Here is a 12,401-nt window from a genome sequence, read left to right on the forward strand (position 1 = left end):
ATGGCACTGCGCCGCGGACGCCGTCTCGCCGTCGACGTCGGGGACGCCCGGATCGGGGTCGCGACCTGCGACCCCGACGGGGTGCTGGCCACACCGGTGGAAACCGTGCCCGGCCGGGACATCCCCTTCGCCCACCGGCGGCTGCGGCAGCTCGTGGAGGAGTACGAACCCCTGGAGGTCGTGGTCGGCCTGCCCCGCTCGCTCAGCGGGCGGGAGGGGCCGGCCGCGGCCAAGGTGCGCGCCTTCGCCGCCGAACTGGCCAAGGGCGTCAAGCCCGTTCCCGTCCGCCTCGTGGACGAGCGGATGACCACGGTCACCGCCGCCCAGGGGCTGCGGGCCTCCGGGCGGAACGCCAAGAAGGGGCGGTCGGTGATCGACCAGGCCGCCGCCGTGGTGATCCTCCAGAACGCTCTTGAGACCGAACGGGTATCGGGTAATCCGCCCGGCGAGTGCGTCGAAGTGGTTGTCTGATCGCGGTACGGTAACGTTCCGCGAGATGCGGCGGCATTCGAACAGTCGTCGCCCACCACTTCAGAGGCGGAACCGGGTGCCTGGCGGCCGTTGCCGGGCACTCCGTCTCGCGGCTCTAGGGGATCCATGACTGAATATGGCCGGGGCTCCGGCCCCGAACCGTGGCACCCGGAGGACCCCCTGTACGGGGACTCCGGGTGGAGCGGGCACGAGGCCCAGCAGGGCCGGATGCCGTTCGGCGGGGGCCCGCAGCAGCAGTACCCACAGGAGCCGCACCACCAGCAGTACCTCCAGCAGGAGCAGTACCCGGGGCAGATGCAGGGCTACCCGCAGCAGTCCCACCAGCAGATGCCGGTGCAGCAGCCCGCCTACGACGGCGGCGGGCAGCCCTGGGACACGGCCCACGGCGGCTACACCGGGGCCCCGCAGGCCGCCCAGGGCTACCCGGACACCGGGCAGTACCCGGGGGCGGCCGAGGGCTACCCCGGGACCGACGCCTACCCGGCCGGCGACCCGTACCCGGCGCCGGACCCCTACGCGGGCGCGGACCCGTACGCCCAGCAGCCGGTCGGCGGCTACCCGGGGGAGGCCCCGGACCTCTACGGCACCCCCGAGGCCTACCCGCCCCCGAAGCCCCCCGGCCGCCGCGATCCGGAACCCGATGCGGAAGCGGAGGACGGCGAGCCGGACGAGGACTCGCCCCTGGCCGACAGCGGCCGCGACGGCGACGACGACAGCCGCGAGGCCGGATCCGGCGGCGGACGCCGCGCCGGCCGCTCCAAGGGGAAGGGCAAGGGGAAGCCGAAGCGGAGCGGCGCCGCCTGCCTCGTCGCGGCCCTGGTCATCGCCGGCGTCGTCGGCGGCGGCGGGTACTACGGCTACACCTACCTCAAGGCCCGCTTCGGCAGCGCCGAGGACTACGCCGGCTCCGGCAACGGCGAGAGCGTCGAGGTCGAGATCCCGAACGGCGCGACCGTCGCCCAGATGGGGTCGATCCTCAAGGAGGCCGGAGTCGTCGCCAGCACGCAGGCCTTCGTCGACGCCGCCACCGCCGACAAGCGGAGCACCGGCATCCAGCCGGGCACGTACACGCTGCAGAAGAAGATGTCGAGCGCGTCCGCCATCGCGGTCCTCATCGACCCCTCCAAGCTCAACGTCCTCACCATCCCCGAGGGCAAGCGCGCGGTCGAGGTCTACAAGATGATCGACAAGAAGCTCGGCAAGCCCGAGGGCACCACCGCCCAGGTCGCGCAGCAGCAGGCGAAGAACCTCGGCCTGCCCGCGTGGGCCGTGAGCACCAGGAAGGTGCGCGACCCGCTGGAGGGCTTCCTCTACCCGACGCGCTACGACCTGTCGAAGGAGACCACGCCCGAGTCCCTGCTCAAGCAGATGGTCAAGAACGCGAACGACAAGTACGCGGCGCTCGGCCTGGAGGGCAAGGCCAAGGAGCTGGGCCTGGCGAACCCGTACGAGCTCGTCATCGTCGCGAGCCTGGTGCAGGTCGAGGGCAACAAGCACGACGACTTCCGCAAGATGTCCGAGGTCATCTACAACCGCCTGAAGCCGTCGAACACCGCCACGAACCAGAAGATCGAGTTCGACTCGACGATCAACTACATCAAGGGCACCAGCAACATCAACGTCAGCCGCGAGGAGACGCGGAAGATCGACGACCCGTACAACACCTACCGCTACGCCGGACTCCCGCCCGGCCCCATCAGCAACCCGGGCGACGAAGCCGTCAACGCCGCGCTCGACCCGGACAAGGGCGGCTGGATGTTCTTCGTGTCCATCGACGGCAACACCACGACCTTCACCAAGACGTTCGCGGAACACGACAAACTGGTGACGGAGTTCAACGAACGTCAGAAGAAGAAGTCGGGCGGGTAGGTAGGTAGCAGATGTCACGCATACGGGCCGCGGTGCTGGGTTCCCCCATCGAGCACTCCCTCTCGCCGGTGCTGCACCGCGCCGCCTACCGGGAGCTCGGCCTCGCCGACTGGTCGTACGACCGCTTCGACCTCGGCGAGGCCGCGCTCGCGGACTTCATGGCCGGCCTCGGACCCGAGTGGGCCGGGCTGTCCCTGACCATGCCGCTCAAGCGTGCGGTCATCCCGCTGCTCGACGAGATCAGCGACACCGCCGCCTCCGTCGAGGCCGTCAACACCGTCGTCCTCACCGCGGACGGCCGCCGCCTCGGCGACAACACCGACATCCCCGGAATCATCGCCGCCCTCCACGAGCGCGGCGTCGACAAGGTCGACAGCGCCGCGATCCTCGGCGCCGGAGCCACCGCCTCCTCCGCGCTGGCCGCCCTCGGGCGGATATGCACCGGCGAGGTCACCGCGTACGTCCGCTCCCGCGCCCGCGCCGACGAAATGCTCCGCTGGGGCGAGCGGCTCGGCGTCGACGTCCGCACCGCCGACTGGGCGGACGCCTCCCGCGCCCTCACCGCCCCCCTGGTCATCGCCACCACCCCCGCCGGCGCCGCCGACCCGCTCGCCGCCGACGTCCCCGACGCGCCCGGCACCCTCTTCGACGTCCTGTACGACCCCTGGCCGACCGCCCTCGCCGCCGCCTGGTCGGCCCGCGGCGGCCGCCTGCTGGGCGGCCTGGACCTCCTCGTCCACCAGGCCGTCCTCCAGGTGGAGCAGATGACCGGCCGCACCCCCGGCCCGCTCGCCGCGATGCGGGCCGCCGGCGAGGCGGCCCTGCGGGCCCGCCACTGAGGCATCCGCGCCGCCGCACCCGCCCTACCTGATGCACTGTGCCGCCCGGTGTTGCTCCCGCCGGGCGCTGCGGCCAGGGTGGGCCGGGTGGACCGCCCGTCCCGCCAGCTGGACCGGGGGGCGGTGCACCGGCCCGGACGTGGGAGGATCGGGTAAAGGCGGGTCCGGGCCGCGCACCCGGCCGCGCCGCCGCTGTACCAGGCGCGAGCATGAGGAGCATCGTTGAGCAGGTTGCGTTGGCTGACCGCCGGGGAATCGCACGGTCCGGCGCTGGTGGCGACGCTGGAGGGGCTTCCCGCCGGCGTCCCGGTGACCACGGAGCTGGTCGCCGACCACCTGGCGCGGCGCCGGCTCGGGTACGGGCGCGGCGCGCGGATGAAGTTCGAGCAGGACGAGGTCACCTTCCTCGGCGGCGTGCGCCACGGCCTGTCGCTGGGCTCCCCGGTCGCCGTCATGGTCGGCAACACCGAGTGGCCCAAGTGGGAGAAGGTCATGTCGGCCGACCCCGTCGACCCCTCGGAGCTGAAGGAGACCGGCCGCAACGCGCCGCTCACCCGGCCCCGCCCGGGCCACGCCGACCTGGCCGGCATGCAGAAGTACGGCTTCGAGGAGGCCCGGCCGATCCTGGAGCGCGCCAGCGCCCGTGAGACCGCCGCCCGCGTCGCCCTCGGCGCCGTCGCCCGCTCCTTCCTGAAGGAGGCCGCCGGCATCGAGATCGTCAGCCACGTCGTCGAACTCGCTGCCGCCAAGGCCCCGTACGGCGTCTACCCCACCCCGGCCGACACCGAGAAGCTGGACGCCGACCCCGTGCGCTGCCTCGACGCGGACGCCTCGAAGGCGATGGTCGCCGAGATCGACCAGGCCCACAAGGACGGCGACACCCTCGGCGGCGTCGTCGAGGTCCTCGCCTACGGCGTCCCCGTCGGCCTCGGCTCGCACGTCCACTGGGACCGCCGCCTGGACGCCCGCCTCGCGGCCGCGCTGATGGGCATCCAGGCCATCAAGGGCGTCGAGGTCGGTGACGGCTTCGACCTGGCCCGCGTCCCCGGCTCCAAGGCGCACGACGAGATCGTCGCCACCCCCGAGGGCATCAAGCGCACCTCCGGCCGCTCCGGCGGCACCGAGGGCGGCCTGACCACCGGCGAGCTGCTCCGCGTCCGCGCCGCGATGAAGCCGATCGCGACCGTCCCGCGGGCCCTCGCGACCGTCGACGTCGCCACCGGCGAGGCGGCCGCCGCGCACCACCAGCGCTCCGACGTGTGCGCCGTCCCCGCGGCCGGCATCGTGGCCGAGGCCATGGTCGCCCTGGTCCTGGCCGACGCCGTCGTGGAGAAGTTCGGCGGCGACTCGGTCGCCGAGACCCGCCGCAACGTGCAGTCGTACCTCGACAACCTGCACATCCGGTGACCGGCGGACCCCTGGTCGTCCTCGTCGGCCCCATGGGCTCCGGCAAGTCCACCGTCGGCCAGCTCCTCGCCGGCCGGCTCGGCGTCCCCTACCGGGACACCGACGCCGACATCGTCGCCGCCGAGGGCCGGGCGATCGCCGACATCTTCGTCGACGAGGGCGAGCCGCACTTCCGCGAGCTGGAACGGCGGGCGGTCGCCGCCGCCGTAGCCGAGCACACCGGAGTGCTCGCCCTCGGCGGCGGCGCCGTCCTCGACGCGGGCACGCGCGCCCTGCTGGCCGGCCTGCCCGTCGCCTACCTGTCGATGGACGTCGAGGAGGCCGTCCGGCGCGTCGGCCTCGGCGCCGCCCGGCCGCTGCTCGCCGTCAACCCGCGCCGGCAGTGGCGCGAGCTGATGGAGGCGCGCCGCCCCCTGTACACCGAAGTCGCGCGCATCGAGGTCGCCACCGACGCGCGCACCCCCGAAGAGGTCGCCCAGGCGGTCCTCGACGCACTGGAGTTGAAGGACGTATGACAGACCAGGTGACGCGGATCCACGTCGGCGGCAGCGCCGGCCACGAGCCGTACGACGTGCTGGTCGGCCGGCAGCTGCTCGGCGAGTTCGGCGCTCTGATCGGCACGAAGGCCCAGCGGGTCGCCGTGATCCACCCCGAGGCCCTCGCCTCCACCGGCGAGGCGCTGCGCGACGACCTGGCCGAGCAGGGCTACGAGGCCATCGCCATCCAGGTGCCGAACGCCGAGGAGGCCAAGACCGCCGAGGTCGCCGCCTACTGCTGGAAGGCGCTCGGCCAGTCCGGGTTCACCCGCACCGACGCCATCGTCGGCGTCGGCGGCGGCGCCACCACCGACCTGGCGGGCTTCGTCGCGGCCACCTGGCTACGCGGGGTGCGCTGGATCGCCGTCCCGACCACCGTCCTCGCGATGGTCGACGCGGCCGTCGGCGGCAAGACCGGCATCAACACGGCCGAGGGCAAGAACCTCGTCGGCGCCTTCCACCCGCCCGCCGGCGTCCTGTGCGACCTGGCCGCCCTCGACTCGCTGCCGGTCCACGACTACGTCAGCGGCCTCGCCGAGGTCATCAAGGCCGGCTTCATCGCCGACCCCGCCATCCTCGACCTGATCGAGGCCGACCCGGCCGCCGCCCGCACCCCGGACGGACCGCACACCGCCGAGCTCATCGTCCGCTCCATCCGGGTCAAGGCGGACGTCGTCTCCAGCGACCTGAAGGAGTCGGGCCTGAGGGAGATCCTCAACTACGGCCACACCCTGGCCCACGCGATCGAGAAGAACGAGCGCTACAAGTGGCGCCACGGCGCCGCCGTCTCCGTCGGCATGGTCTTCGCCGCCGAGCTCGGCCGGCTCGCGGGCCGCCTCGACGACGCCACCGCCGACCGGCACAAGGAGATCCTCGCCTCCGTCGGCCTGCCGCTCACCTACCGCGGCGACCAGTGGCCCAAGCTGCTCCAGACCATGCAGGTCGACAAGAAGTCCCGTGGCAGCCTGCTGCGGTTCATCGTCCTGGACGGGCTGGCCAAGCCGACCGTCCTGGAGGGCCCCGACCCGGCCCACCTGATCGCCGCCTACGGCGAGGTCTCGGCATGAGCCGCCGGGTGCTGGTGCTCAACGGCCCCAACCTCGGCCGCCTCGGCTCCCGCGAGCCCGACGTGTACGGGGCCACCTCGTACGCCGGGCTCGTCGAGACCTGCCGGGAGCTCGGCGGGGAACTCGGCTTCGACGTCGAGGTCCGCGAGACCAACGACGAGGGCGAGCTGATCCGCTGGCTCCACGAGGCCGCCGACGGGAAGATCCCCGTGGTCATCAACCCCGGCGCGTTCACGCACTACTCGTACGGCATGCGGGACGCGGCCGCGCAGCGCACCGCCCCGCTCATCGAGGTGCACATCTCGAACCCGTACGCCCGCGAGGAGTTCCGGCACACCTCGGTCATCGCGGCGGTCGCCAGCGGTACCGTGGCGGGCTTCGGCATCGGCTCCTACCGGCTCGCCCTGCGCGCCCTCGCGGAGGAAGTCGCCCGCTGAGGAGGGCGCCGGTGGGCGGCGCCGCGCCCGCAGTCATATAACGTTCTCGCATCAGTCGGTGGAACGAGACGGAGTGGCAGCGGAATGCACCAGGGAGTCGGGGGCGGCAGCGGCGGCTGGGGTCCGCAGGGACACCGGCCGGCGCTGCCGCCGCAGCCGCCGATACCGCCCGCCCAGGGCTGGCCGGGCTCCCCGCAGCCCCCGCACATGCCCCCGCCGGGCCCGCAGCCCGGCCCGCCCTCGGGCCCGCCCGCCGGGCCCGAGGCCACCGGGCACATCCCGCTGCCGCCCGCCGCCGCCGCGCCGGCCGCCGGCAGCGGGACCGGCAACGGCACGGGCACCGGCACGGCCACCATCGCCGTGCTCCTCATCGGCCCGGCCGGAGCCGGCAAGACCACCGTGGCCCGGCACTGGGCGGGCAGCCGCCCCGTGCCCACCGCGCACATCAGCCTCGACGACGTCCGCGAATGGGTCTGCTCAGGCTTCGCCGACCCCCAGGCCGGATGGAACGACCACTCCGAGGCCCAGTACCGCCTCGCCCGCCGCACCTGCGGCTTCGCCGCCCGCAACTTCCTGGCCAACGGGATCTCCTGCATCCTCGACGACGCCGTCTTCCCCGACCGGCCCGTCGTCGGACTCGGCGGCTGGAAGCGCCACGTCGGCCCCCACCTGCTGCCCGTGGTGCTGCTGCCGGGCCTGGAAATCGTCCTGGAGCGCAACGCGCAGCGCTCAGGCAACCGCAGGCTCTCCGACGAGGAGGTCGCCCGCATCCACGGCCGGATGGCCGGGTGGTACGGGTCCGGGCTGCCGATCATCGACAACTCCGACCTCGACGTCGAAGCCACCGCCCGCGCCCTGGACGAGGCCCTGGCCCGCTCCCTCTCCACCGCCTCCCCCTGAGCTCCCTCCGGACACGGCCCCGCACCGGACGGGGGCGCTCGCCGGGCCGGATGCGCCGGGCGCTCGTAGGCTCGAAGACATGTCAGACGTGTACGCGGCCCGCCGGGGCCTGCTTCGCGACCGCTGTGCCGCCGCCGGGAACGACGCCGCACTGATCACGCGTCCGGCGAACGTCCGCTACCTCGCCGGGGGAGCCCCGCGCGGAGCCGTCCTGCTCCTGGGACCCGGCGGCGAGGACAGCCTCTTCACGGTCGGCCCGCCCAGCGGCGAGCTCGACGAGGGCCGCCTCGACGAGCGGCTGCGGCTCTCCGTCCTGGCGGGGCCCGGCGCGGACGCGGCCGTCGCCGCCGCCGACCTGGCCGGCTCGGCCCGCGCCGACTGCCTCGCCGTCGAGGAGCACCACCTCACCGTCGCCCGCCACCGGGCCCTGCGCTCCGTCGCGCCGCGGCTGCGGCTCACCGACCTCGGGACCGCAGTCGAACAGCAGCGCCTGGTCAAGGACGAGGAGGAGATCGCCTGCCTGCGGATCGCCGCCGAGATCGCCGACCAGGCCCTCGGCGAACTGCTGGAGTCGATCCTCGTCGGGCGCACCGAGCGCCACCTCGCCCTCGAGCTGGAGCGCCGCCTCGTCGACCACGGGGCCGACGGCCCGGCCTTCCCGACCTCCGTCGGCACCGGGCCGCACTCGGGCCGCGGCCGGCACCGGCCCTCGGACCGGCGGGTGGAGGAGGGCGACTTCCTGACCGTCTGCCTGGGCGCCAACTACCGCGGCTACCGGTGCGAGATCGGCCGGACCTTCGTCATCGGCACCAGCCCCGCCGACTGGCAGATCCAGCTGTACGACCTCGTCTTCGCCGCCCAGCGGGCCGGCCGCGAGGCGCTCCTGCCGGGGGCCGCGTACCGGGACGTGGACCGCGCGGCACGCTCCGTACTGGACTCGGCGGGCCACTCGGAAGCCGTCGCTCCGTCGACCGGGCACGGGGTCGGCCTCGAAATCGACGAGGACCCGCAGCTTGCACCTACGGCAATGGGTAAACTGGACGCTTGCGTGCCGGTCACCGTCGAACCGGGGGTCCACCTCCCGGGCCGGGGCGGAGTCCGGATCGATGACACGCTCGTCGTACGCCCCGAGGCGGACGGCGGTCCCGAGCTACTCACCATTACGACCAAGGAGCTGCTCGCACTGTAGGCCCGTCCGGCGGGCCGTGTGCGCACCCGTGGTCTTCCAGTGCAGGAGATTCCGCAACCGTGGCTTCCACGAACGACCTCAAGAACGGCATGGTGCTCAAGCTCGACGGTGACCAGCTCTGGTCCGTCGTCGAGTTCCAGCACGTCAAGCCCGGCAAGGGCCCGGCCTTCGTGCGCACCAAGCTCAAGAACGTGCTGTCCGGCAAGGTCGTCGACAAGACCTTCAACGCGGGCGTGAAGGTCGAGACGGCCACCATCGACCGCCGCGACATGCAGTTCTCGTACATGGACGGCGACTACTTCGTCTTCATGGACATGCAGACCTACGACCAGCTGCACGTCGACCGCAAGGCCGTCGGCGACGCCGCCAACTTCCTCATCGAGGGCTTCACCGCCTCCGTCGCCCAGCACGAGGGCGAGGTGCTCTACGTCGAGCTGCCGGCCGCCGTCGAGCTGGTCATCGAGCACACCGACCCGGGCGTCCAGGGCGACCGCTCCACCGGCGGCACCAAGCCCGCCCGCCTGGAGACCGGCCACGAGATCCAGGTCCCGCTGTTCGTCACCACGGGCGAGAAGGTCAAGGTCGACACCCGCACCAGCGACTACCTCGGCCGGGTGAACGGCTAACCGTGGCTGCCCGCAGCAACGCGCGCAAGCGCGCCTTCCAGATCCTGTTCGAGGCCGACCAGCGCGGGGTGCCCGTGCGGGAGGTCCTCGCGGACTGGGTCCGCCACGCGCGGTCGGACGACCGGCAGCCTCCGGTCAACGCCTTCACGATGGACCTCGTCGAGGGCTACGCCGACAAGGTGAAGCGCATCGACGACCTGATCGTCACCTACGCCGTGGACTGGGAGCTCGACCGCATGCCGGTCGTCGACCGGAACATCGTGCGGCTCGGGGCGTACGAGCTGATCTGGGTGGACGACACCCCGGACGCCGTGGCCATCGACGAGGCCGTGCAGCTGGCCAAGGAGTTCTCCACGGACGACTCGCCGTCCTTCGTCAACGGGCTCCTCGCCCGCTTCAAGGACCTGAAGCCGAGCCTGCGCCGGGGCGAGTAGCCCCCGGCAGCCGCCGGCACGCCGGAAGGGGCCCGCAGCGCGTACGCGCCGCGGGCCCCTTCCGGCTCTCCGGCCCCCTGGCGGCCTACGCGAAAACCGGTGCGGGCCGGGAGCCGAATCCGGCTCCCGGCCCGCACCGGTAACGTTTCTGCTGGCCCCGGGGGACCGGGGGACTACGCGTCCTCGTGCGCCACGGCGCGGCGCGCGTCCGCGTCGAGCACGCCCCAGCTGATCAGCTGCTCGGTCAGGACCGAGGGCGACTGGTCGTAGATGACGGCCAGGGTGCGCAGGTCGTCCTGGCGGATCGACAGCACCTTGCCGTTGTAGTCGCCGCGCTGGCTCTGGATCGTCGCCGCGTAGCGCTGGAGCGGTCCGGCCTTCTCCGCGGGGACGCCCGCCAGGCGCTCCAGGTCCAGGCGCAGCTTCGGCGGCGGCTCGGCCGCCCCGCCGGGCGTCGTGCCCGGCAGCAGCTCCTGCACCGGCACGCCGTAGAAGTCCGCCAGCTCGGCGAGGCGCTGGACGGTCACGGCGCGGTCCCCGCGCTCGTACGAACCGACCACCACGGCCTTCCACCGGCCCTGGGACTTCTCCTCGACACCGTGGAGGGAGAGGCCCTGCTGGGTGCGGATGGCGCGGAGCTTGGCCCCGAGCTGTTTGGCGTATTCGCTGGACATAACGCTCCCGGACGCTGTGACGCTGTGGCTACTTGACTCCGAGCGGCTCGCCGCGCGGCTGGTAACTCACTGTGAGGTTACGCAGCGTGACTTGGGTGCGTCAAGCCGAATGCCGACCCCGGCCCACGGACGAGGGGCCGCGCCCGCCCCCGGTTCGGCCCCCGCCCGGACCGCTGGTACGGTGGGGAGCGTTGCAGACGTCCTTTAAGGTCCGTCCCGTGAGGCGGAGAAGGAGGTCCTTTTCCCATGGACACTCAGGCTTTGAACGCCGGTGCCGTCGAGACCGGGCCCATGCGCCCCGTCCTCGAAGCACAGGACATCGCGCGGGTACTCACCCGCATCGCCCACGAGATCGTCGAACGCGCCAAGGGCGCCGACGACGTGGTGCTCCTCGGCATCCCCACCCGCGGCGTGTTCCTCGCCCGCCGGCTGGCCGCCAAGCTCGAAGAGATCACCGGCGCGAAGATCCCGGTCGGCTCCCTCGACATCACCATGTACCGCGACGACCTGCGGATGAAGCCGGCCCGCGCCATCGGCCGCACCGAGATCCCCGGCGACGACATCGACGGCCGCCTCGTCGTCCTCGTCGACGACGTCCTCTTCTCCGGCCGCACCATCCGCGCCGCCCTCGACGCCCTCGGCGACCTCGGCCGCCCCCGCGCGGTCCAGCTCGCCGTCCTCGTCGACCGCGGCCACCGCGAACTGCCGATCCGCGCCGACTACGTCGGCAAGAACCTCCCGACCTCCCTCCGGGAGGTCGTCAAGGTCCAGCTCCAGGAGGAGGACGGCCGTGACGCCGTGCTGCTCGGCCAGCGGACCGACGCCGAAGCCGGGCAGTAGCCCGACCCCCTGACGGGCCCCGCACGGGCCCGCGCTCCGGCCTGCCCCGCACCCCTCCGGCACGCCGGCCCGCCGCTCTGCCCTCCTTCGACCCACGGAGCACCCAGATGAAGCGCCACCTCATCTCGGCCGCCGACCTCACGCGCGACGACGCCGTCCTGATCCTCGACACCGCCGAGGAGATGGCGCGCGTCGCCGACCGGCCGATCAAGAAGCTGCCCACCCTGCGCGGCCGTACGATCTGCAACCTCTTCTTCGAGGACTCCACCCGCACCCGGATCTCCTTCGAGGCCGCCGAGAAGCGCCTCTCCGCGGACGTCATCAACTTCGCGGCCAAGGGCTCCTCCGTTTCCAAGGGCGAATCCCTCAAGGACACCGCGCAGACGCTGGAGGCGATGGGCGTCGACGCCGTCGTCATCCGGCACGGCGCCTCAGGCGCCCCCTACCGCCTGGCGAACTCCGGCTGGATCGACGCCCCCGTCATCAACGCCGGCGACGGCACCCACCAGCACCCCACCCAGGCCCTGCTGGACGCCTTCACCATGCGCCGCCGACTCGTCGGTCGCGACGCCGGCCTCGGCAAGGACCTCGCAGGCCGCCGCATCACCATCGTCGGCGACGTCCTCCACAGCCGCGTCGCCCGCTCCAACGTCGACCTGCTGCACACGCTCGGCGCCGAGGTCACCCTCGTGGCCCCGCCCACCCTCGTCCCCGTCGGCGTCGAGACCTGGCCCTGCGAGGTCTCCTACAGCCTCGACGAGGTGCTGCCGAAGTCCGACGCGGTCATGATGCTGCGTGTGCAGCGCGAACGGATGAACGCCGCGTTCTTCCCCACCGAGCGCGAATACTCCCGCCGGTACGGGCTCGACGCCGCCCGGATGGCGAGGATGCCCGAGCACGCCATCGTGATGCACCCCGGCCCCATGGTCCGCGGCATGGAGATCACCGCCGAGGTCGCCGACTCCGACCGCTGCACCGTCGTCGAGCAGGTCGCCAACGGCGTCTCCGTCCGCATGGCCGTCCTCTACCTCCTGCTCGGCGGCTCCGAGCCCGCCGTCACCGCCCCGTCCCGCACCGAGGAGACCAAGTAA

Annotated in this window: 14 protein-coding genes; 13 read left to right on the forward strand and 1 reads right to left on the reverse strand. The window is 72.9% G+C overall.

Annotated elements, in window-relative coordinates; all coding sequences use genetic code 11:
- The 11 genes from ruvX to nusB all read left to right on the forward strand — a co-directional run bounded on the left by ruvX (nt 1) and on the right by nusB (nt 9,796).
- The gene (gene ruvX / locus IE170_RS24330; protein WP_189811583.1) at nt 1-471 is read left to right on the forward strand and encodes a Holliday junction resolvase RuvX; all 471 of its coding nucleotides are present in this window, start codon (nt 1-3) and stop codon (nt 469-471) included.
- A 126-nt stretch (nt 472-597) separates the two neighbouring features.
- Nucleotides 598-2,361, forward strand: a complete 1,764-nt coding sequence (gene mltG / locus IE170_RS24335; RefSeq protein WP_189811584.1) for an endolytic transglycosylase MltG — start codon at nt 598-600, stop codon at nt 2,359-2,361.
- Between the two features lie 11 nt (nt 2,362-2,372).
- Nucleotides 2,373-3,200, forward strand: coding sequence for a shikimate dehydrogenase (locus IE170_RS24340; protein ID WP_189811585.1), 828 nt, complete (start codon nt 2,373-2,375; stop codon nt 3,198-3,200).
- Between the two features lie 222 nt (nt 3,201-3,422).
- Nucleotides 3,423-4,607, forward strand: coding sequence for a chorismate synthase (gene aroC / locus IE170_RS24345; protein ID WP_189811586.1), 1,185 nt, complete (start codon nt 3,423-3,425; stop codon nt 4,605-4,607).
- Nucleotides 4,604-5,122 (forward strand): shikimate kinase, encoded by a 519-nt coding sequence (locus IE170_RS24350; RefSeq protein ID WP_308428427.1) that lies wholly within the window; start codon nt 4,604-4,606, stop codon nt 5,120-5,122. Before aroC ends, IE170_RS24350 begins: the two co-directional genes overlap by 4 nt.
- Nucleotides 5,119-6,210, forward strand: a complete 1,092-nt coding sequence (gene aroB / locus IE170_RS24355) for a 3-dehydroquinate synthase (RefSeq protein ID WP_189811587.1) — start codon at nt 5,119-5,121, stop codon at nt 6,208-6,210. Before IE170_RS24350 ends, aroB begins: the two co-directional genes overlap by 4 nt.
- Entirely contained in the window at nt 6,207-6,647 is a 441-nt protein-coding gene (aroQ, locus tag IE170_RS24360) for a type II 3-dehydroquinate dehydratase (RefSeq protein ID WP_189811588.1), read from the forward strand. The genes aroB and aroQ overlap by 4 nt, the downstream gene beginning before the upstream one ends.
- 84 nt (nt 6,648-6,731) lie before the next feature.
- Nucleotides 6,732-7,547, forward strand: coding sequence for an AAA family ATPase (locus tag IE170_RS24365; RefSeq protein ID WP_189811589.1), 816 nt, complete (start codon nt 6,732-6,734; stop codon nt 7,545-7,547).
- A gap of 79 nt (nt 7,548-7,626) precedes the next feature.
- A complete protein-coding gene (locus IE170_RS24370; RefSeq protein ID WP_189811590.1) occupies nt 7,627-8,736 on the forward strand; it encodes an aminopeptidase P family protein in 1,110 nt (369 codons plus the stop codon).
- A gap of 59 nt (nt 8,737-8,795) precedes the next feature.
- Nucleotides 8,796-9,362, forward strand: coding sequence for an elongation factor P (gene efp / locus IE170_RS24375; RefSeq protein WP_125540608.1), 567 nt, complete (start codon nt 8,796-8,798; stop codon nt 9,360-9,362).
- Between the two features lie 2 nt (nt 9,363-9,364).
- Nucleotides 9,365-9,796 (forward strand): transcription antitermination factor NusB, encoded by a 432-nt coding sequence (gene nusB / locus IE170_RS24380; protein ID WP_189811591.1) that lies wholly within the window; start codon nt 9,365-9,367, stop codon nt 9,794-9,796.
- A 173-nt stretch (nt 9,797-9,969) separates the two neighbouring features.
- Here nusB and bldD read toward each other — a convergent pair whose 3' ends face one another.
- Nucleotides 9,970-10,470 carry a transcriptional regulator BldD gene (bldD, locus tag IE170_RS24385; RefSeq protein ID WP_030841550.1) on the reverse strand — a complete coding sequence of 167 codons (501 nt, stop codon included), beginning with the start codon at nt 10,468-10,470 and terminating at the stop codon, nt 9,970-9,972.
- A gap of 246 nt (nt 10,471-10,716) precedes the next feature.
- Between bldD and pyrR the strand changes: the two genes are divergently transcribed.
- A complete protein-coding gene (pyrR, locus tag IE170_RS24390) occupies nt 10,717-11,310 on the forward strand; it encodes a bifunctional pyr operon transcriptional regulator/uracil phosphoribosyltransferase PyrR (protein WP_223856901.1) in 594 nt (197 codons plus the stop codon).
- A 107-nt stretch (nt 11,311-11,417) separates the two neighbouring features.
- Nucleotides 11,418-12,401: an aspartate carbamoyltransferase catalytic subunit gene (locus IE170_RS24395; RefSeq protein ID WP_189811592.1), complete on the forward strand. Its 984-nt coding sequence runs from the start codon at nt 11,418-11,420 to the stop codon at nt 12,399-12,401.

It is taken from the genome of Streptomyces toxytricini (genome assembly GCF_014649915.1).
GTDB classification, from domain to species: Bacteria; Actinomycetota; Actinomycetes; order Streptomycetales; family Streptomycetaceae; genus Streptomyces; species Streptomyces toxytricini.